Source organism: Ornithinibacillus sp. 4-3, from assembly GCF_040958695.1.
GTDB lineage: Bacteria > Bacillota > Bacilli > Bacillales > Amphibacillaceae > CALAMD01.
In genome coordinates, this window is record NZ_CP162599.1 from 2,880,718 (window position 1) to 2,902,565 (window position 21,848).

The 21,848-nt window shown below is 35.2% G+C and carries 22 protein-coding genes; 4 read left to right on the top strand and 18 right to left on the bottom strand.

What is annotated here, in order from left to right; genetic code table 11:
* The first annotated feature begins 509 nt into the window (after nucleotides 1-509).
* On the top strand, nucleotides 510-1,391 hold the full coding sequence (locus tag AB4Y30_RS14060) for a DMT family transporter (RefSeq protein WP_368652847.1): 882 nt from the start codon (nucleotides 510-512) through the stop codon (nucleotides 1,389-1,391).
* 50 nt (nucleotides 1,392-1,441) lie between these two features.
* On the opposite strand, the gene csaA is transcribed toward AB4Y30_RS14060, so the two are convergent.
* The 5 genes from csaA to AB4Y30_RS14085 form a co-directional block, all read right to left on the bottom strand.
* Nucleotides 1,442-1,774 (bottom strand): chaperone CsaA, encoded by a 333-nt coding sequence (gene csaA, locus AB4Y30_RS14065; protein WP_368652848.1) that lies wholly within the window; start codon nucleotides 1,772-1,774, stop codon nucleotides 1,442-1,444.
* A gap of 222 nt (nucleotides 1,775-1,996) precedes the next feature.
* On the bottom strand, nucleotides 1,997-3,337 hold the full coding sequence (locus tag AB4Y30_RS14070) for a cyclic 2,3-diphosphoglycerate synthase (RefSeq protein ID WP_368652849.1): 1,341 nt from the start codon (nucleotides 3,335-3,337) through the stop codon (nucleotides 1,997-1,999).
* A gap of 231 nt (nucleotides 3,338-3,568) precedes the next feature.
* A complete protein-coding gene (locus AB4Y30_RS14075; RefSeq protein ID WP_368652850.1) occupies nucleotides 3,569-4,777 on the bottom strand; it encodes an MFS transporter in 1,209 nt (402 codons plus the stop codon).
* Nucleotides 4,778-4,968: 191 nt separating this feature from the next.
* Entirely contained in the window at nucleotides 4,969-5,910 is a 942-nt protein-coding gene (locus AB4Y30_RS14080; RefSeq protein WP_368652851.1) for a DMT family transporter, read from the bottom strand.
* A gap of 207 nt (nucleotides 5,911-6,117) precedes the next feature.
* Complete coding sequence (locus AB4Y30_RS14085) at nucleotides 6,118-6,459, bottom strand: rhodanese-like domain-containing protein (RefSeq protein WP_368652852.1); 342 nt, start codon at nucleotides 6,457-6,459, stop codon at nucleotides 6,118-6,120.
* 185 nt (nucleotides 6,460-6,644) lie between these two features.
* Between AB4Y30_RS14085 and AB4Y30_RS14090 the strand changes: the two genes are divergently transcribed.
* Together AB4Y30_RS14090 and AB4Y30_RS14095 are read left to right on the top strand one after the other, a co-directional pair.
* Nucleotides 6,645-7,088 (top strand): cupin domain-containing protein, encoded by a 444-nt coding sequence (locus AB4Y30_RS14090; RefSeq protein ID WP_368655233.1) that lies wholly within the window; start codon nucleotides 6,645-6,647, stop codon nucleotides 7,086-7,088.
* A gap of 153 nt (nucleotides 7,089-7,241) precedes the next feature.
* Nucleotides 7,242-8,414, top strand: a complete 1,173-nt coding sequence (locus AB4Y30_RS14095; RefSeq protein WP_368652853.1) for an MDR family MFS transporter — start codon at nucleotides 7,242-7,244, stop codon at nucleotides 8,412-8,414.
* A 247-nt stretch (nucleotides 8,415-8,661) separates the two neighbouring features.
* Here AB4Y30_RS14095 and AB4Y30_RS14100 read toward each other — a convergent pair whose 3' ends face one another.
* The 13 genes from AB4Y30_RS14100 to AB4Y30_RS14160 form a co-directional block, all read right to left on the bottom strand.
* The gene (locus AB4Y30_RS14100) at nucleotides 8,662-10,125 is read right to left on the bottom strand and encodes a YdiU family protein (RefSeq protein ID WP_368655234.1); all 1,464 of its coding nucleotides are present in this window, start codon (nucleotides 10,123-10,125) and stop codon (nucleotides 8,662-8,664) included.
* Nucleotides 10,126-10,147: 22 nt separating this feature from the next.
* Nucleotides 10,148-10,699: an RNA 2',3'-cyclic phosphodiesterase gene (gene thpR, locus AB4Y30_RS14105; RefSeq protein WP_368652854.1), complete on the bottom strand. Its 552-nt coding sequence runs from the start codon at nucleotides 10,697-10,699 to the stop codon at nucleotides 10,148-10,150.
* 82 nt (nucleotides 10,700-10,781) lie between these two features.
* Nucleotides 10,782-11,099 (bottom strand): cupin domain-containing protein, encoded by a 318-nt coding sequence (locus AB4Y30_RS14110; protein WP_368652855.1) that lies wholly within the window; start codon nucleotides 11,097-11,099, stop codon nucleotides 10,782-10,784.
* A 20-nt stretch (nucleotides 11,100-11,119) separates the two neighbouring features.
* Entirely contained in the window at nucleotides 11,120-11,686 is a 567-nt protein-coding gene (locus AB4Y30_RS14115) for a DUF4256 domain-containing protein (protein ID WP_368652856.1), read from the bottom strand.
* Nucleotides 11,687-11,872: 186 nt separating this feature from the next.
* On the bottom strand, nucleotides 11,873-13,591 hold the full coding sequence (locus AB4Y30_RS14120; RefSeq protein ID WP_368652857.1) for an aminoglycoside phosphotransferase family protein: 1,719 nt from the start codon (nucleotides 13,589-13,591) through the stop codon (nucleotides 11,873-11,875).
* Nucleotides 13,592-13,612: 21 nt separating this feature from the next.
* The gene (locus tag AB4Y30_RS14125; RefSeq protein ID WP_368652858.1) at nucleotides 13,613-14,023 is read right to left on the bottom strand and encodes a hypothetical protein; all 411 of its coding nucleotides are present in this window, start codon (nucleotides 14,021-14,023) and stop codon (nucleotides 13,613-13,615) included.
* Between the two features lie 132 nt (nucleotides 14,024-14,155).
* Nucleotides 14,156-14,917 (bottom strand): imidazole glycerol phosphate synthase subunit HisF, encoded by a 762-nt coding sequence (gene hisF, locus AB4Y30_RS14130; RefSeq protein ID WP_368652859.1) that lies wholly within the window; start codon nucleotides 14,915-14,917, stop codon nucleotides 14,156-14,158.
* 37 nt (nucleotides 14,918-14,954) lie between these two features.
* Nucleotides 14,955-15,560 carry an imidazole glycerol phosphate synthase subunit HisH gene (gene hisH, locus AB4Y30_RS14135; protein ID WP_368652860.1) on the bottom strand — a complete coding sequence of 202 codons (606 nt, stop codon included), beginning with the start codon at nucleotides 15,558-15,560 and terminating at the stop codon, nucleotides 14,955-14,957.
* 176 nt (nucleotides 15,561-15,736) lie between these two features.
* Nucleotides 15,737-16,324, bottom strand: coding sequence for a TetR/AcrR family transcriptional regulator (locus AB4Y30_RS14140; protein ID WP_368652861.1), 588 nt, complete (start codon nucleotides 16,322-16,324; stop codon nucleotides 15,737-15,739).
* Between the two features lie 5 nt (nucleotides 16,325-16,329).
* Nucleotides 16,330-17,121, bottom strand: coding sequence for a DNA alkylation repair protein (locus AB4Y30_RS14145; RefSeq protein ID WP_368652862.1), 792 nt, complete (start codon nucleotides 17,119-17,121; stop codon nucleotides 16,330-16,332).
* On the bottom strand, nucleotides 17,118-17,549 hold the full coding sequence (locus tag AB4Y30_RS14150; RefSeq protein WP_368652863.1) for a VOC family protein: 432 nt from the start codon (nucleotides 17,547-17,549) through the stop codon (nucleotides 17,118-17,120). The genes AB4Y30_RS14145 and AB4Y30_RS14150 overlap by 4 nt, the downstream gene beginning before the upstream one ends.
* A gap of 152 nt (nucleotides 17,550-17,701) precedes the next feature.
* Nucleotides 17,702-18,862, bottom strand: a complete 1,161-nt coding sequence (locus AB4Y30_RS14155; RefSeq protein WP_368652864.1) for a saccharopine dehydrogenase family protein — start codon at nucleotides 18,860-18,862, stop codon at nucleotides 17,702-17,704.
* Between the two features lie 36 nt (nucleotides 18,863-18,898).
* Nucleotides 18,899-20,518, bottom strand: coding sequence for an ABC transporter substrate-binding protein (locus tag AB4Y30_RS14160; RefSeq protein ID WP_368652865.1), 1,620 nt, complete (start codon nucleotides 20,516-20,518; stop codon nucleotides 18,899-18,901).
* A gap of 479 nt (nucleotides 20,519-20,997) precedes the next feature.
* Here AB4Y30_RS14160 and AB4Y30_RS14165 point away from each other — a divergent pair, with 479 nt between their 5' ends.
* Nucleotides 20,998-21,702: a GntR family transcriptional regulator gene (locus AB4Y30_RS14165; protein ID WP_368652866.1), complete on the top strand. Its 705-nt coding sequence runs from the start codon at nucleotides 20,998-21,000 to the stop codon at nucleotides 21,700-21,702.
* The last annotated feature ends 146 nt before the right edge of the window (nucleotides 21,703-21,848 follow it).

The following is a 21,848-nucleotide window of genomic DNA, read 5'->3' on the forward strand; positions in this document are numbered from 1 at the left end:
CGTGACTTCCTGTCACAACGCCTGCACTAGCACTTCCTATGCGTCGAAAAACGTAGAGATTGGAGTGGCACAACCGAGATAAAGAAAACATGCCCCTTTGGGGGTATCCGACGTTAGGCTGTAGCCTAGTTTTAGTCGGGCTTCCTTATAAAACAGAACCGATGTTGACTTATCGTAGGGCGTGACGCGAAATCTCATAGTTTTTGACGCTCGGAGCTAGACAACGCTACCTTTGAATAAGAATAAATTTGTGCAAAACTTATATACTTTCTTACTGCTTAAAAAACTTGCGTACGGATTTTTCTGTTAAAATAGTGTTTCTCTTAGTGTATTCAATACTGTTTCTTTTGATTCAACTTTGTTGAGTTAAATATAGTATATCACCATCTGTTTATCAAGGAAACAATTTAATCTTATTAATTTTCTGAACTTTGCTATTTCCTTGTTAATTCACTAAAAAAAGCATTATAATAAGGATTATGTTCATATTCGGAAATTTGGAGGGCAAGATGAAAAGGTATATCGGGGAAATTGGTTTACTTATTACAGCAATCATTTGGGGAAGTGGCTTTGTAGCTGCTGCTATCTCGTTAGAATATTATACAGCTTATCAAAATATGGCGATTCGCTTCCTCGTTGGAAGCTTAATTTTATCCCTTATTTTTTATAAAAAAATTAAATGGAACAAAAAAGTAATTATAAAAGGCTTTATTTTAGGAAGTATTCTATATTTAGCCTTCGCATTACAAACAGTTGGACTTGGCATGACAACTCCTTCTAAAAATGCATTTTTAACAACAGTGAATGTTGTTATTGTTCCATTTATTGCTTTCTTTATTTATAAAAAGAAGCTTGATAAATTTGAATTATTTGGTGCAGTCCTTGCCATTGTTGGAATTGGTTTTATGTCGCTTCAATTATCTGGTGGGATTAATATGGGAGATTTCTTATCGCTCTTATGTGCATTTGCCTTTGCATTTCATATTTTCTACACAGCAAAATTTGTGCAGGATGAAGATCCGGTTATGCTAACGATTATCCAAATGGCTGCTGCAGCAATTATTGCTTGGTTTGTGATTGGGTTACGTGGAGAAGTAACCATGCCAGTAGAGACAGAAGGTTTATTAGCACTTCTTTATTTAGGAATCATGTCTACGGCACTTGCTTTCTTATTACAAACAGTAGCACAGCGCCATATTACTGAGACGAAGGCAGCAATCATTCTCTCGACAGAATCCTTCTGGGGAATGCTATTTTCAATTATTATCATTGGTGAAATTATTACATTGCGTATGGCAATTGGTGCTGCTCTTATTTTATTCGCGGTTATCATATCGGAGACAAAATTCAATTTCATCAAACGACGAAAATCCTTACCTGAAATTAGATAATGATATACAGCAACAGCATTTGTCTTTCTCTGACAAATGCTGTTTTTATTTCACGACACCTTCGTCCCATTTGGTACTTGCTCATCTGGCGCCAATAATATAACATCATGTTCCTCTGGCACTCCACCTAGAACAAGCACTTCTGATTTATACCCTGCAACACGCATCGGTGGAAAGTTAACAACTGCTGTAACTTGTCTACCGACCAAAGCTTCTGGTGTATAACGATATGTAATTTGTGCAGAAGATTGCTTAATTCCAAGCTCTTCTCCTAAATCAATCTTCAATTTAATTGCCGGTTTCCTAGCTTCTGGAAAATCCTCTGCCTCTATAATGGTCCCAATTCGAATATCCAACTTCATAAAATCATCAAATGTTGCCATGTTATCTCTCCTTATCTCTTAAATGTTCATTAGTATAGGATGCGTATTTAAGATTCCTTCTTCAACAATCCCCCGACCATAAGAATTAAACCTAATCCATGATACATCTATGTTAGCATATGGCAGGGAAAAATGAGAACCTCATGAAAAAACTAACCCATTCTATCAAAAAAAGAACTATCAAAAACGCTTCACACGTTTTCGATAGCTCCTTATTCTTAATTACTTGATATTATGCTGCTTAATAAAATCAGCTAATACTTCTTTTAGATTTGGGCTGCCTACTTCAGCTAAATCATAATGCACACGTGTGCATGGTTTGTTGATATTAATAACACGTGATAAGTCAATTGGTGTTCCAATAATCACTGCATCACAGTCAGATTGATTAATTGTTTCCTCTAAATCTTTTAACTGCTGCTCCCCATAGCCCATTGCTGGTAAAATTTTGTCAATATGTGTGTATTTCTCAAAAGTATCTTTTAAAGATCCTACTGCAAATGGACGTGGGTCTACAAAGCTTGCTACCCCAATACGTTCTGCTGCAACTGTTCCAGCACCAATCTGCATTTCACCATGTGTTAATGTTGGGCCGTCCTCTACTACTAATACACGCTTCCCTTTAATTAACTCTGGATCATCTACTGTAATGGTAGATTCTGCCTTCATGATAATCGCTTCAGGATTTACTGCTTTAATATTATTTTCAACTGTTTCAATATCCTCTTGTTTTGCACTATCTACCTTATTAATAATTGCTACATCAGCATGGCGTAAGCTCACTTCACCTGGATAATACTTTAATTCATGTCCTGGACGATGTGGATCAAGCACATTTACTGCTAAATCTGCTTGGTAGAAGGAGAAGTCATTATTTCCTCCATCCCAAAGAATTACATCACAGCCATCTGGATCATTTTCTGCTGCACGTAAAATTTCTTCATAATCCACACCAGCATAAATAATATTTCCACGTGTTACATGTGGCTCATACTCTTCCATTTCTTCAATTGTACATTTATGCTTCTTCAAATCATCAACCGTCGCAAAACGCTGTACTTTTTGTGCAGCAATATCTCCGTATGGCATTGGATGACGAACAGCGACAACCTTTAAATCATGCTCCATTAATGTCTCAATAATTTTGCGAGATGTTTGACTTTTACCAGTTCCTGTTCTTACTGCTGTTACTGAAATAACTGGCTTCGTACTCTTTAACATCGTTTTATTTGGTCCAAGTAATGTAAAGTTTGCTCCGGCTGCATTTACAATCGCACCAACGCTCATTACTTCTTGGTATGTAACATCACTATATGCAAAAACACATTCATCTACATTATATTTTTTTAGTAATTCTGGTAAGTCATCTTGTGCATAAATTGGGATTCCTTCAGGATATAATTCTCCTGCTAATACTGCTGGATATTTACGTCCATCAATATCTGGAATCTGTGCAGCTGTAAAAGCTACCACATTATATTCTTCGTTATCACGATAGTATGTATTAAAATTATGAAAGTCTCTTCCTGCTGCTCCAATAATAATTACATTTTTCTTACTCATTATTAACATCTCTCCCACTAACTTTAATTCGCCAAAATTAACATAGCTATATCTTATACTAAAATAACATATCTGGAAAGGGATAATTATAAATTTTTATGAATAAATATTAGTTTTCATTTATTTAAAGAAAAAAACGTAACTAATATTCAGCGAAGCTCTCTGTTCTCACTGAATATTAGTTACATAAAATGTAAATTTCCACCAAAACAGGCGTATAATCATGCATATTTATTGAGGTCTATGTAGTAATTGGCGTTCTTTACTGCCATATAGGAAATGATAAGCAACTAAACCGATGACAACAACACCTGTTAAGATGAGATATAATCCTTTAAATCCAACATATGGAACAACAAAACCAAATACAAATGGTCCGAGACCTAATCCAATATCAAGAAAGATAAAATAGGTTGAATTTGCTAATCCTAAACGATGATTCGGTGTTAATTTAATCGCTAAAGCCTGAGCAATGGATTGGAAATTACCATATCCTAAGCCATTGATTCCTGCAGCTAGTAAAAGTAAAAAAGCTGTAGTCGATTGGCTAAGTAAAAACATACCGATTGCAAAAAGAATTAATGCAGGATATGTAACCATATTCGCACCACGTCTATCCATTAGCTTTCCAGTAAATGGTCGAGAAATGATAATGGTAATGGCATAAACTAAGAAATAGAAACTTCCTGCTTTTACAAGATCCACTTCCTCTGAAAATGATGTGATAAATGATAGAATACCAGAGTAAGCCACTGAGACAATTAAAGTAACAAAAGCAATTGGTAATGCATTAGCCTCTAAGTAATTAGAAAGACGAAATCTTTTACGTGCTTCTACTGGTACTTCTTCCGCTTCAGGAACCTCCATTTTTGGCGCTTTTAGCGGAATAGCAACAAATAAACTTACAATTCCCGCAATGATAGAAAAAATAAATAAGCTTAAGTAACTTACATTTTCCATTAAAAAGATACCAATTAATGGACCAATTGCTGTGGTTAACACCATTCCCATACTATAATAACTAATTCCCTCTCCGCTACGCGTACGTGGAATAATTTGAGCTACAATCGTCCCTGCTCCTGTTGTGGATATACCCATACCAATTCCATGTAGCACACGAACAAGCAGGAAGAAATAAATATTATTCGCTACAAAATAGAGTGATATAGAAATAATAGAGAACACGATCCCATACATCAGCATTTTCTTACTGCCTATTCTTTCAATGGCTTTTCCTGCCCATAATCTCGAAAAAACTGCACCTAAAATGAAAATACTTGATGCTAAACCAGCCATACTTGTACTAGATCCAAAGGTGTCTGTTGCATAATTCGCCATCGTTACAATTAATAAATACATCGATAAGGCCATCGTAAAATTTGTAAGTATGACTAAAATAAAATCACTTGTCCATAATTTATCTCTTTTTAACTTTTGCAATGTTTTCATCCCTTTATACATGTTGATTATTTCGTCTAAAACTTTCTCTTCCCTCTTCAATACAATTATAGGAATGATTTTTATTATAGCACTCTAGTAACATGGAAAAAAGCTTTGCATCTCGAAATAATTATTGTTTTTCTAGGAATACTAAAAACCAAGATCTTGATGTAACAGATCCTGGTTGATTATTAAGTATTCTTGATTTTGATCAGACGCGTTGGAACAACAGTTTTCTTTTCTTGGAAAAGCGAGAGAAAGACGATCATCCCAATAATTAATACAGTTCCTATAATTTGGTATGTACCATATGGAATTTGCAGCCATAATATGGTAGTTAATACTGCTGCTAGTGGTTCAACTGTTCCAAGTAATGTTGTTTCTGATGGCTGTAAATATTGCAGGCTTTCGACAAAGAAATAGAAAGCAACAAAAGTCCCAAAGAAAACAACGAAAATTAACATGATTACTGTACTGGATGTCCATGCGCTCGTATCCACATCACGGATCGGGTGAAAGAATGCAACAGATAATCCACCAATCATCATTGACCAGCCAATTACCACAAGAGAACCCCATTTTCGAATCAAAAGTGATGCATAAATTGTATAGAATGCTAAGGCTACTCCTGAAATCAATCCCCATACAACAGATGGTAGTGGTACAACCAATTCGCTAAAGGAACCATTTGTTAGTACAAAAAATGTTCCTGCGAGTGATAAAGTAACTGCAATCACATCTCGCATCGTTAGCTGAGCAACTTTTCGTAAAATATAATACAAGATTACAAAAATCGGTGCCTGATATTGCATTAATGTAGCAACTGCCGCATTTCCATGATCGATGGAAATCATAAAGGTATATTGTACAGCGACCATACCTAGATAACTAAAGATAAGGAGAGATATAGCATCTCTTCCATTTTTCCATGGAAGAAATACAAGATGCCGCTTCTTCGATAATAATACAATAATCAGCATTAATAGACCTGATGAGATTAATCGAACCGCAACAAGCCAGCCCACTGTAATGCCCTCATCAAATAAGCGTTGTGACACGGTTGCCGCAATGCCCCAGAATATTGCACCTATTAATACTAAAATGATGCCGAGCCATCTTGCATTCTTCGCCATTTCACTATTTCTCGCTTTCCCTAGCAAAATTAATTTCTATTAAACTTCCTTAACCAATAAAAAAGCAATCACCGAGAAGAGGGTTCTTCCAGTGATTACTTTTATTCTATTTTAAGAGATATATCTCTTTCGACATTTTACTCCATCCTGTTTCATTATAAGGAATGAAATAAATATTTGCAAGAATTAGCGAAATTCTAAAAGTCCTTATTTATGCTTCTCTAGAAATGCTTTCCAAGCTTTTAAACCACCGTCTAAAACAGTTACGTCATATGCCTGCTCTGATAAAATATTTGCGCATTTTGTTGCTGAATTTCCTGTAGTACATGTGATGATATAAGCTTGATCTTTTTCTAGCGGTATTTCTGCTTCCTTCTCTTCTGCTAAAGCAAAGATTTCCGTTTTTACGATGTTTTTGCTATTTACACTAGGCGCTTTTAAGTGAAAATCTTGATATTTCTCCTCTGCACGAACATCAACTATATTAATTTCCTCGTTATTTTCTAAAAGCTTATATAATTCTTCTGCACTGATTTTTTTGAGTGTCATTGTCCTTGCCCCTTTCTCTATTTCTCTTCGTATCATACACCATAGCGGTGTGAATACTCAATCTCCGCAAATGTACCATTCTTCCTTTATTAGCATAAGCTACTATGAAAAGATAATGGAAAGGAATGAACATTTTGTACCCGACACCATTTTATTATTTACCAGCTGACTTTCCGATTTACCCTATGCCTTGGAGAGATATGGAAATGCGCTATCCTATTGAAACACCTCATAAGCCATTAAAGGATTATGGCAAAGAACCACTTGTCATCAACATTCATGGAGCAGCGATGAGAAACAATACATTCCGTACGACGATCTGGACGGGTGATCATCTACAGGTCGTTGTTATGAGTATTCCTCCTGGTGAAGACATCGGTCTGGAAGCACATCCACATGTCGATCAATTTCTAAGGTTAGAGTCTGGAGAAGGGCTTGTACAGATGGGTAAATCTAAAAATCAATTTGATGTGGAGACATTTGCTTATCGTGGTGATGCAATTGTGGTTCCTGCTGGTACATGGCATAATCTTACGAATATCGGCAATACACCGATAAAGCTCTACACCATTTATGCACCACCAAATCACCCATTTGGTACTGTTGAACAGCTTAAACCCAAATCTTAATTCAATCATTACATTGAGAGAACGTTATTATTCAATCTTCAAACGTTTCTCTCTTTTTCTTTATCTTTCAAACTCTTTTGTTCATATTTTACATTAAACCCATTATAATGTTAGGTAGAAAACACATCGCAAGACTTTGAAAGGTGAGAACAGATGAGAGCGATTAAAGTATTATTAACAAATTCTTTTCTAATGAGTGTAAGCTTCTTTGCCTTTATTCCTTTTTTATCAGCTTATATTACAGGAGATTTAGCATTATCTGCCGGAATTGCTGGGCTTGTATTAATGATTCGACAGTTAAGCCAGCAAGGTACCTCCTTTATATCAGGAATGCTTGGTGATCGCTTTGACTATCGAAAATTAATTAGTCTTGGGATGCTTATTCGTGGAATTGGCTTCTTCTTATTTGCATTTTGTACAACCACTACCGAATTAATTATCGCAGCAATTATTTCTTCCATTGGTGGCTCTCTATTTGAGCCAATAAGTAAAGCTGCTATTTCATTATTTACACCTAGTGAAAAACGCGGAGAAGTATTTGCGCTTGATAAAATTGTTCGTCATTCGGGAATTATTAGTGCCGGTGTACTAGGTGGGGTCTTATTCCATCTTGATTTCGTCTATACTTGTTTAGTTTGTGGAGGAATCTTTGTGATTGCAGGAATTATTACATTTTTCTTATTACCTCAAGAACAAGTATTAGTAGAGAAGCAGTCCTTTAAAGAATCTTGGCAGCGTGTAAAATCTGATGGACAATTTATGTATTTTACTATCTGTATGATTGGATTCTGGTTTATGTTTATGCAGCTGTATTTAGCTATTCCACTTCATGCAGCAGATGTATTCAATAACACTTCATTCGTTTCAGGATTATTTATCGTTTATGGAGTGATTGTTATTGCTTTACAAATTCCACTACAAAAAGGAATGAAACACTTTGAGCGCTTAACTGTTATTAAATTTGGTTTAGCAACGATGGCAATTGGTATGCTCATTGTAGGTTTCTCATCAAGCTTTATCCCATTCTGGAGTGGATTCGTATTATTTGCAATTGGCATTATGCTAGTAGAACCAACTTCTTATGAATATACATCAGAGGTTGCCCCACCACAATTCTCAGGAAGCTATTTCGGCTTTGCCTTAATGGCGATGGCTGTTGGTGGAGGAATTAGTCAAGGTGCTGGTGGTTGGATTTATGATCATCTGCCAGAGCTAAACTGGATTCTTTGTTTAGTTATCGGACTTCTTGCTTCCTTTGGTATTCATCACTTACAAGGGAAAAATCGTAAAACAAAAGAACTTATTAGCGCTAAATCCAATCAATAAAAGATGCAGGATGGATAATTTCCGTCCTGCATTTCTTATTCTAAAGTAAGAGTGTATAAAAAATCACATAAGTTAATGCTTATTCAGAATTTGCGCTGTCTAGCTACGAGCGCCAAAAACTAAGAGATTTCGCGTCACAACCTACAATCTCTTAGTTTTTCGACGTAGAGGCCGTACTAGTGCGGGCGTTGTGCTCGTGACGTCACGTTCTTAGCCTGTAAGGGCGCGACTTTCGCTTTTCGTTCTATTATGTCCCACAATATGTTTGGTAATATTCACTTATCTCTGGACTATTTGCATAGGCTCCTTGTTCACAAGTATGGGCATAAGGATTTTCTAATGCTTTTGATAACGTGTTAAAAGCGGTGTAATCCTGATTGTTTACTGCTTCAGCTAATGCCTCTTCCACAAAATAATTGCGCGGGATCAATGCAGGATTATTTGCCTTCATTAGTTCTTGAACTTCTTCCGCAGATTTTCCTTCTTTCTCCAAACGCGTTTGCCATTTTTCTAGCCATTCCTTAAAATCTGCTTGCTGGTAAAGTGCTAAACTATCTAATCGATTAAAAGTTAATGCTAAAAAAGTATTCGTATAATCTGCTTTATAGGTTTCCATCAAATAAAGTAGTTGCTTGAATAAATCCTCATCTGCTTCATCTGCTGTGAATAAACCTAGTTTCTTACGTATTCCATCCACAAAATATTTTTCGAACTGTGTATGAAACACCTCTAGCTTAGCTTGAGCAATTTGCAAAGCTTTCTCCTCGTCCTCTGCGAAAAGAGATAATAAGGTTTCCGCAAAACGTGCTAGATTCCACTGACCAATATAAGGCTGATTCACATAAGCATAACGCCCTTCTCGATCGATGGAGCTAAATACAGTATTTCGATGATACGTATCCATAAACGCACATGGGCCATAATCAATTGTTTCGCCACTAATTGTCATATTATCTGTATTCATTACACCATGTATAAAACCAACTAACTGCCATTTGGCAATTAATTGCGCCTGTCGATCTGCCACGGCTTCATAAAAACGGATATATTTATTCTCTACATCTATTAACTCTGGATAATGGCGTTTGATCGCATAATCTGCAAGCTGTTTTACTTCCTCATTTTCACCAAATACCAAAGCATATTGAAATGTCCCTACTCGCAGGTGACTTGCTGCTGTACGAGTCAACACTGCTCCTGTTAAAGGTCTTTCTCTTTGCACAAATTCACCTGTTGTTGCTACTGCAAGAGATCGAGTTGTCGGAATTCCCAATCCATGCATCGCTTCACTAATTAAATACTCTCTAAGCATCGGCCCCAGTGCTGCACGTCCATCTCCACCACGTGAATAGGCAGTTCGTCCAGCACCTTTTAATTGAATATCAACAGATTTCCCACTAGGTGTCTGCTGCTCTCCTAACAAAATCGCACGTCCATCACCTAAACGAGTAAAGCCCCCAAATTGGTGCCCTGCATAGGCTTGAGCAATGGGATCTGCTCCTGTCGGAAGCTGACTTCCTGTAAAATATGCAGCTCCAATAGGACTTTCTAGCTTATCCTGTTCTAAGCCAAACTCATCTGCTAATTCCTTATTAAACAGAACAAGCTTAGGTTCTTTTGCTGGTGTCGGTGGCTGATTTGTATAAAAAAATGGCGGTAGCTCATTATACGTATGCATAAGCTTCCAGCCATAGATATTTTTCTTTTCCATGGAATCACTCATTTCATTTTCTCTAAATGTTATTTGCCAATGGAAACCTGGCAGTCTCTTCATATTTTGGCATTTGCTTTGGGTTTATTTTAAATAAGGAAAATGCGGCTACTGGAAAGACAATGCTTTCAAAAGCTTCCTTCTTTATTTGCAGCGGTTCCTGGTTCTTTCGTTTCTTTGCAATCGTAATATGAGGTACAAAGCGATCATCTATTGGTATCTTTAATATCGAAGAAATCCGTTGATTAATCTCTTGTTGTAGATCCAGCAATATTTTTTCCTCAGCAACCTGCAAATACACGACACGAGGACCAGATTCAGAGCCAAAGTAGTTTAATCCATTCATGGATAAAGTAAAATCAGCATGTTGTTCACCTATATGCTTTAATGTCTGAACAACATTTTCATAATGCTCCTCAGCAATCTCACCTAGATAGCGTAATGTGATATGATAATCTGCCGGCTCTGGAAGCACTTTATAATTTTCATTAAGTGCATATTTTTCTTGAAATATAACTGCTTGTTCTGCCAGGGAGTCTGGTACTTTAATGCCAATAAAATAATGCTGTTTCATTTACCTCTCTCCTACTTAATTAAGAAAAGGAAACTGTACCCTTTATACTTAGCGTCCCCGACAGTCTCCTTCTCTATTCCAATTAGATGATTTTCGTCATAGTTGCATAGACAGAAACACGTTCATCACTTTCATTAATTAAACCAATTTCTTCAGAGTCCTCACATAAAATGACATCACCTTTTTGATATTCCGCTTCGCTTCCATTAATCGAAATTTTAATCGTTCCTTCTAATACAAGCAGATAAACTTCACGCCCTGGGTGAGTATGCGGTCTAAGGTCTTGTCCAGGTAGGAAATTCAGCATAAATGCCACACTTCTTCTTGTTTTAATAATATCTACTTTTGTAAAACGTTCCTCATCAAACTGCTGGGCATCGAACATTGATTTGGTTTCCATTGGCTTTCCCCCTTAATTTTCTATACAGCTAAGATCCCTCTAAATCCACGTGATCCATAATAGGAATCTGCACCGTTATGATAAGTAAACACATGATCATAACGACGATCACAGAAAATTGCTCCACCTTGAGCACGAATCACATCTGGTGTTTTTACCCAAGTAGAAGTTTTCATATCAAAATTCTCTATTTCCTGTAATGCTCGATATTGTTCCTCTGTCAAAATCTCTACCCCAAGAATTGTCGCAACATCTACCGCACTATTCTCAGGCTTATGCTTCTTCCGCGCTTCAAGTGCCGCTCGATCATAACAAATGCTTCTACGCCCTTTTGGACTTTCTTTTGTACAGTCTATAAAGGTAAGCTCTGTCTGACCTGGTTCAAGTACTACTACATCAGGTTCTCCATAAGTTTCCTCCATCAACCAAAGACTAATCATTGCTTCTTCATTTCCTCTTATCTTTTGATGAACATCCTCCCAGTTTAACCCTTCATGACGATGCATATTTCCTTCAAACCGTTCTTTTAACGTTTCTAATAATGTCGCTTTTTCTTCCGCAGTAATTTTTCTTCTTTCTATAGTCATATCTAAAATCCTCCCTTACTATTACATACCCTATTATCACTATTTTTAAATGTTCTAAATAGAGTTTTTCCCTCTTAAACATTAATTTCTGCTTTATTAATATAAGATTATCCTATTTCTCATTATAAATCTGGATTCCATATCATTTAACTTTGATTCCTCATCGATTCAGAGCATAGGATCCTCCTATATTTGCGTCTTTGCCATATTCCATTCCTTAATAAACTGTTGGATAGATTGCTGTCTTAGATTACGCTCATTACGAACAGCCTTTATTGCTACTTCGTATAATTCCATACTCAGCTGCCAATTTTCTTTTAACCTACTAAAATTGGCAAATAAGGCAAATGCAGTTGCTCCCATTAAATAAACATTTGTTATTTCATCGATGATCGCACCTTGTTCAAACTCTTCAGGCGACATAAAACGAGAGCTCCCCCACATCCTTCCAACATTGTTCACATAGGGCATTTCTGCATAAAAATCGATATCACAAATCATTGTTTGCTCTGCATTGAAATCATAGAGAATACTACCATCATAAAAGTCTATGGCAACATAATTTTGCTTACTGACATGATGATGGAAGGTTAAGATTTTATCAAATACAGCCAATCTTTTAGAAAAAGGTAGTTGCAAGAATTTTCTCCTGGATAGCGGATATTGCCTCCCCATACATTCTCCATCTACCCAATAAAATATAGCCGCAAAGCCTCCATCAATGTCTTCTGCTTTAATAAATTTGATTAAGTTAGCATGAGCCAAATCCTTATACACAGGTATAGTGGCTTTCAATCTTTCGATAGCATCCTCAAGTGTTCCCGAATATTGCTCTGTAGGGGCTCCAGCAAACTTAATAAAGTATCTGTTCTCCCCATTTTCTACCCCAAAACAAATATTTCCAGAATCCTGATCATCAAAAACTTTGAACACTTTACCATATTGTTGGATAAACGACATATCGAAAGGTTCTTTCAATTTATATGGAATATCATCTAAATATTGAATATAAAAATCCTTCAAATACCAGGTTGGCACAGGGCTATTCATGTGATCAAACCAAGAGAGAACATCCTGTGCCTGATTTTTCATTGTTTCTAATTCCTGCTCGCCTTCTTTGATTGCCCAAGGGAAGGAAGATAGTATATTGCTGGAAATATATAATGCTAATAATTTGAAAAATTCTAGAGGAGGCTCCCCATCGAAATACCCCTTTAGTTGTCCTGTTGCAAAATATGGACTGACTGATGCGCTCCACACAATCCGATTAAACTCTTCCCATGGATCACCAAAATCAAAACGATTAAAATCAATAATGGAGAGATGTTGATCAGATGAAATAATCATATTGCCTGTATGATAATCTCCATGTTGAAAACACTGTGGTCGATTAGCTAATAAATAGCGATGATTTTCAATGTATTCGATCACCTTATCATCGCCAGCAAACCTGATTCCACACGCTTTATATTTTGTTATTTTATCATCTGCTTTTCGATTAAAGTATATATCCCAAGCTTCCTGTTCTTTTGGCGCTGGAAGAGAATGAATTAATTGAAGCATTTTTCCTGACTTTATTCCAAGCTCGTATTGCTCTGCTTCCGTTAAAAGTGGCAAAACATCCTCCGCATCCGCTCCATCACACCATGTGAACAATGAATAGACACTTTTTCCATTATTACAAGTTCCAAAGCTCAATGGCTGTGACATAGAAACTCCTAATCTCGCAACCTGACTCATTAACTCATATTCTGCCTTTTTCCCATCATAATGAGAAATATCTGTAATACGTAGGAGTAATCTTTGTCCGTCCGAGGTCTCTACATAGTATTTTTCATCGTCTGACCAGCCTATATGAATCTGTTCTATTTTAATGAATGAATTATAGCCTGGTATGTTCTGCATATAAATCCTCCTATCATTAAATTATTTTAAAAATCTTACGAATGTTTGCGCTCTGATTTCCATATCTTCTTGATAGAAATTGGTAATAGGCAGTATTATTTTACTTTCATATTTATAGGATTCTTCTCCCGCCCAGCATGTATAAAACTCAAAATAATCCCCTATTGCAAGATAGTTATTCATCCATTCACAAAGCTCATGAAGCGCTTTTTTCGCTTGATTATACATGATGTCATCTTGATATTTCGAAAGCTCAATTCCCCACGAATCATATGTAACCTCATACACATATTTTGTAGAATATTGGAATTCTTGTATTTCTAATCGACTATCCTTATTTGAAAAAAGTGTTCCAATATAGATTGTATTGTCATTTCCCGTATTCATTATTGGAACTTTTATGTTACAGCCAATATAACTCACTAAACTCATATGTATTGCTTCTATTAACCATATTTCACTGATAATAACTTTGAAATGCATATAAAAAGTTTCTTATCTATCTTTTCCTATAAATTCACTTTAGAAAACAATAGATAAGAAACTTTTCTGCTGCTCATATAATTATAGCCTTACACTAATGCCCAGATCGTATAAATATTTCTTTAAATCTATAATTTCTAACTCTTTAAAGTGAAATAAAGAAGCAGCTAAAACAGCATCTGCCTTTCCTAAGCTGAACGCATCATAAAAATGCTCTTTTTTCCCTGCTCCTCCAGAGGCAATCACTGGAATAGAAACATTTTCTGAAATCAAACGTGTCAGCTCTAAATCATAACCACTCTTCGTGCCATCAGCATCCATACTTGTCAAAAGAATTTCTCCCGCACCAAGCTCTTCTACTTGCTTAGCCCATGCTAAGGCATCTATTTCCATATCAACTCTGCCACCATTTTTATAAATATTCCAGCCAGTACCATCTGCCCTTTTTTTAGCGTCGATTGCAACAACCACGCACTGACTCCCAAATTTATCTGCAGCTTCAGAGATTAATCTAGGATTTTGAATTGCTGACGTATTAATTGCTACTTTATCTGCACCTTCTCGAAGCATTAATTTAAAATGTTCTACAGTTCTAATTCCTCCACCTACAGTAAATGGAATAAATACTGCTTCCGCCACTTTTCTAACCATATCGATTCTTGTTTCTCTATGATCAGAAGATGCTGTAATATCTAAAAAAACCAACTCATCTGCCCCTGCTTTATTATATACTGTAGCAACTTCAATGGGATCTCCAGCATCCTGCAAATTTACAAAGTTTGTTCCTTTGACTACTCTTCCATCATTAATGTCTAAGCAAGGTATAATTCTTTTAGTAAACATAAGGACCTCCTCCAATATCGTAAATTATTGTTTAACCTTATAAGTTAGAAAAGTTCTTCAATATTTGCATCCCTATGTCACCACTTTTTTCAGGATGAAATTGCGCAGCATAAACATTATTTCTTTCTACAGCTGCATCGATAAGTGTTCCATATTCTGTTGTTGCTACAACATCACTTTTATTTTTTGCTTTTAAATAATAGGAATGGACAAAATAAACATGAGTTTCCTTATTCATTCCTTGAAATAGCTTTGAATCTGGGTCAATTTGTAGCGAATTCCAGCCCATATGTGGAATTTTAAGATCTACTTCTTTAGGAATTTTTAATATATTACCTTCTAGAATTCCTAAACCTGGTACTCCCGGGCTTTCTTCACTTTCTTCAAATAGTAATTGCAGGCCTAAGCAAATCCCTAAAAGTGGTGTGTTTTTTGCTATAACCTCTTTAATTACATCTACCAAACCATAATGATGTAGCTTCTCCATTGCTTTGCCAAATGATCCAACACCAGGCAAAATTACCTTATCTGCGCTTAGAAGAATATCCTTATCTCTAGTAATACCCACTTCCTGTCCGATAAATTGTAACGCCTTCTCTACACTTCTTAAATTCCCGGCATCATAATCTATAATAGCAATCATGAGTAATCAATCCTCCTTATATTATGTTGTTCACTTCATGGCTTCCATTAAATATTTCCTAAAATATTATTATAATGTAATTATCTCTATTTATTTAGTTTGAAGGGGTGAAATTACTAATAATTATTTATAATTATGTTTTATACTTTTATAGTCCTTGCGGAAGGTGAACCCTACTATTTTCTCAATCCTTCTAGTAAATGCTTTATAACAACCATTGCTTCTTCTATTATATTTTGCTTTTGGTCATACTGATTTGCAATCCATAATACTGCTTCATTCATTGCTCCAGAAAGACAGTGTGTCATCGCCTCTAAAGAAATAGGCTTTATGATATTTTGTTCTTTCATAGAATGCAGTTGTTCCTTTAAGGAATTCATAGAATATTTTTCATCCATTTGTCTAAAAGTATTCCAGCCCAATACAGCTGGTCCCTCAATTAAGAGGATACGCTGATTATCCGACTTTATTGCTCCTTCTAAAAAAGCCTGACAACCATTAATTAGTTGACTCCAACTATCATTACTGCTCGCTGCAGCTGCCTCTACATAATCTCCTACCTCTTCTTGAATTGATTCAAATACAGCAAGGAAAAGTCCTTTTTTATTCGAAAAATGATGATATAAAGCACCTCTCGTTAAACCTGCTTCTTTTACAATGTTTTCTAGAGAAGCTTTTTCATATCCATACGTAGTAAAATGGTGACGTGCTATTTTTATTAAATTTTGTATCGTTTGCTCTGTTTCTACTTTATTTCTTCTCATCTGTTTTACACTCCTTGCTCTATCCAACACAACAATTTTAATGCGTGTTCATTCCTTGATTTCACCAATGTTCTTAATCCATTTTTAATGATTCTAGGGTTGATTTCTTCCTTATTAGATATATATTGCTCCATCCATTTTAACACTACATCAGGATCCTCTTTTGTTAAATCATTTATATGGTTTGCTACAGACTTTTGAACATAAAGCGATTCATCACACATTAATGTTTCCAGCAAATATAAATTATTTTGTATGTCATTCTTTAATGGAAGCATTTTTTTAGCCCATGGGAGACGTGGTCTAGTTCCTTCACTTACTAATCGTCTAATATGTGGATTAGGGTCTTCTACCCAATCTCGAAAATAAACCATACACCGGTTAGTGTCTGCTATTAAATATGGTCTGATAGCATACTCAGATGTATGCCGCTTCGTAATTTCATACATTGCCTTAAAGGATAAATCAAAGTATTCAAGCCCATACTTTTCAACAAAGTAAGCGACTGGCATTAAGAAATAACCATTTGTAAACATACCTTCTTCTGTTTTATTTTCAGGTCCTAGGATATTTAGCAAAATTGCTAAAGCCTCTTTATACTCTACTGGAAGATATTTTTTTAAAGCATCTGCTATCACTTCAACACGTGCCTTTAATTCTTTATCCTTCACTCCCGCCGTTACAGCATCTACAAAATTTTTTTTAGAAAAAGAAGGATAGTTTGGCTGAATTAAATCAGAAAGTTTAATAGCTAATTCTTTATCAAAATAATATTTTAATGGCACATATCCAGTCATGATAATTTCTGTTCTTCCATTATTTTATAATTCTCTTGAAACGATTCATCTGGAGGAATCACAGTAATCACATCAATCAATACACCATTTGGATCACTCGTAATAAAATGTCTTTGTCCGAATGTTTCATCACGTAAACCAAGATGTAAAGGTAGCTTGTTTTCCTCAATCAATCGCTTATAAACTTCATCTACATTTTCCACTTCAAAATTAAGAATTAATCCTTGGACAGATTTTCTAAAAGTAGCAGGCACTGTTTCATGATCAGCATGAAGGACCGCCAACTCATCCCCTGTTTCGTCTTGCTTCAAACTCACATACCAATCCGTTTCAAAAACAACGGAGAATCCAAAATATTGTAAGTAGAAAGCGCTAGTCTCACTTACATTCCTAGTCATCAGTACTGGATAAAAGCTGCTTAGTTTCATTTCCATCACTCTCCTGTTATAAATTAGTTTTATCTTAACATACGTACAGTATGTATGTAAAATTATATGAAGATAGTCTCTAAACAAAAAAGTATCTCTATGGATATTTTATCCAAAGAGATACTGAATAAGACTAAATTAACTCTTTCTATTTAATTACTAACAACATCTTCCTTAAAAGATATACTGATTCCTCTGCTCTTTAGCTCATTAATAAAAGGCTCAAATAATTCTCCTACAATTAATTCTTCAGGTGGAACTATACCCAATTTGTTAATTTTTCCTTCTGCAATCCATTCAGCCATGATTACAGCAGGAAAAGCTGTTGTTTTTGCCATTGATGTAATCCTACGCTCCTTATCATACACATCAATCATTTCCCATTCTAATTTCTTACGTTTGCCATCTTTTAACCCTTCGGCTGTTACTCTTAAAACAGTAATATCTTCTTCTGTATCTCCCTTCAGTTGTGGTTCTAATATAACCTCAGACACTTTTTTAGGGCTTACCTCTACACCACCTACATTAATTGGTTCCTCATCTAAAAATCCTAGTTCAGCTAAAACACTCATTTTTTCCCAATGACCTTTGTAACGAATTGTTTTCTCATATAATTTCTTAACTTTATCTTTTAACGTATAAGCTGTACTATGAGCATCTGTTATGACAGCTTCACATTCACCAACTGGATCTGGGAATTGAATTAATTCTTTTCCAGATAAAGCAGGTAACTGAACAAGTTCCCCGTTCTCCGCTGCTAAAGCTGGACGAGTATATAATCCCATTACACTTTCTAAACGAAATACAATTTGATACCACAAGGGAGGTAATGGATTATATGGTATTCCTCCACAAAGCATAACCACTTCATCGGCCTCATCTAATAACTCTATTCCACGTGCAGCTAAAAAATTTACAATTCCAGGTGCAACTCCACAACCTGGTACAACAAGGACATTTTGATTAACTGCTTCTTCACTCAGCTGGACTTTTTCCGAGAACTTAGAACCTACTAAATCTATTAAATGACACCCTGCTGAAATAGCTGCTTTATTTGCGAGGACACTAAGAGAATGTGGTAAACATGCAATTGCAATATCAGCTTCTTGCAATACATCAACGATTGCTTCTTTATTATCGAATGAAGCAATCTTGCCGTTTGCTTTAACATCATTCACTGTCTCTAAACATTTGTCCAAATTTGCTTGAACACCATCAACAGCTGTTACTTTATCTATTATTTTACTTTTTACTAATTCTTTAACTACAGTTGTTCCAATCATTCCTGTTCCAAGTACAACTACATGCATCATTCAAAACCTCCGACGTCAATTTTATTATAGCTTTTATTAATCATTTATTGAAATATTCCATAGAATAGGACCTGCTATATATTGAAGCCCTTCGATATTTTCTCTCATTGCCATAATATTAGTGCTGTTTCCAACTTTAATGCTTGTCACATCTTCCCAAAATATGTTATGGAATTCAGAAGACAATGCATGTGCTTCATCTTGTGATTCCGCGTATAGAATTTCCTCTTTTACTCTTTCAAGCTCTTCACTATCTGGCCAGCCTTGGTATTCTGGATTTAAGAAGATTTGCTGAATAGGTGTTGACCTAAATGCGAAACTATCACTCTTAATCTGATATGCATTCTCGTCATTTCCGAGTTCCAAAGATGACGGTGCATCACGCACATCTAAAACTACATTCATTCCAACTGCCTCTAAATGCTGTTGGACCACTACTGCAGCATTATAATGTGCATCATATTCTCGAGAAGTTAGAATGACAATTTCTTCCCCATTATAACCAGCCTCATCTAGTAATTCTTTTGCTAATTCAGGATCGTAAGTATTATATATATCACTTCCTGAATCCGTATACCAATTTGTTTGCTCTTCTTTAACCAGCGCATGATCTTTTACATAAAATCTTTCATTTACATAAGCAGCAGTTAAAATATCTTCCACATTTATTGCTGCATTAGCTGCTTGTCTCATCTTTTTGTCAGAAAAAGTTCCTACCTTATTGTTTAACAAAAGAACAAGCATCGAGCTAGGATAAGTGGATATTTTGATATTTTCATCCTCATCTAATAACTCCACATCATTTTGTAATATATCTCTTGAAATATCATATTCTCCTGTTTTCAAACCAGCAACTCGGGTAGAAGAATCACCAACAAAATGAAAATACATATCATCCACTAAAGCCTTTTTCTCTCCAGATAATCCATCTGCCGGTTCAGTACGTGACTGGAAATCTTCATATTTACTCAAATGAATATATTGATCCTGACGCCAGTCCTCCATCTTATAAGGACCAGTTCCTATGTACTCATCAATATTGTCTAAACCTGCTTCATCAATGATTTCTTTAGGCATAATCGCAGCAAATTGTGACATATCTGCGAAGACAAACATATCTAAAGTCGTAGGTTTATCTCTTGTTGCAACGACAGTATATTCATCTTCTATCTCATATTTTGTTCCTTCTAAATAAGTTTTCGCAGAAGAAGACAATTGTTGCCATCTTTCCATAGAAGCAACGACATCCTCCGCTGTCATCTCCTTGCCATTATGAAATTTAATACCTTGCCTTAGATAGAAAGTTATTTGTGTATTATCATCACTTAGTTCATAACGTTCTGCTAACATTGGTTGAGGTTCTAAACTAGTATCAAGAGCTACTAAAGGCTCAAAAATATGTTGTGCAATATCCCTAGCTGCAGTAGCTGTCGTTTGTGGTATATCAAGCGTTGGAGGTTGAGCATTAAAAGCTATATTCAACTCTCCACCACTTACCGCTTCATCCGTTGCATCATCTGCATTAACATCAGAATCACTGTCTTCATTTTCTGCTCCCTGTTGAGAGTTATCGCTATCTGTTTCATTCGAACATCCGAAAAGCGCAAACATAAATACCAAGAAAAGTAACATGTATCCTACTCTTTTTATTGGCATGCATAAATCCCTCCTGAAAATTTATAAAACAATCTTAGACAACAAAATTTATACGATGAAAACAAACCTTTCTTTACCTAATTTAATATATAAAATAGATTTCTCACTCCTCCCTTTTAAAATAAGAGTTTCTTGTAAGTACAAAGATGTAAACGTTATCATTTTAGTAATAATACGAAACGCTATTCCTCCATGAATTAGTAATAAATGAAGCTTATTTAATGTTTTTATATTGAACAACAATATTGTTGAACAATTTATATGAATTATACTTATTTTAAAATTTTCAGTCAAGCAAAATTAAAAATTATTCTAAAAATATCAACTAATCAATTTATATAAAACAAACTAAGGTTCTATCATGTATAAGTGGTAATAAAGAAAAGCATTGGTGATTTATGTTTAATTGACCAGGCCTTTTTTTTGAGATATATTAAAACATACTTAAAAAATTCAGAATATAATAGAGGTGTATGAATGTGTCCAAACAATCATTGGCTAAATATGTTTACGAAACATTAAAGAACGCTATTCTTAGTCGTCAAATCACTCCCGGACAGAAATTGTTAGAAAGTGAAATTTCAGATGTTTTGGGTATAAGTCGTACACCTGTCCGTCATGCTATTTTAGAACTTCAAAAAGAAGGTATGGTTACTATTTATCCTAATAAAGGTGCTTACGTTATTAATCCAACGATTGAGGAGATTACCGAGGCTTTCACGCATAGGAAACAACTTGAGCTGATAGCTACAGAGAATATTATGGAAAGAATTACTGATCGTGATATTGAAACATTAAAGTTACTTACTAAAAATGAAATTGAAGCCTTTGAGGAAAAAAGTCTATCAAAATATATTGAAATCAACACAAATTTTCATGAAACATTAGTGAATCTAAGTGAGAATAGATATTTAAGAGAACATGCCAAGCAAATGATTCAACAAACTCATATTTTTTTAATTTTGTATGATCATTTTTACTCGGTTGATACAAATAAAAATCGAGGACCAGGTGAACATCAGAGAATGATAGAATTCATTGAAAAAAAGGATGAAAAAGCATTTAAAGAATTACTTGAAAAACACATCGTTAGCACGATAGATGAATATAAAAATAGGATTAACATTTATAAAAAGCCAAGTGATTTATTCTCGATAGATAATACGGATATAAAACCGATTTGATTAAAATTCTTCACATTTTTCATGAAATTTTTTTAGTTTTTCCTCGGAAAGTATCTTTGAAGCATGATCACCAGACATATATTTATATTTATATTTATAGTTATTCTATCTAAAATACTGTGCTTTTTGATAAATCCTATATACCT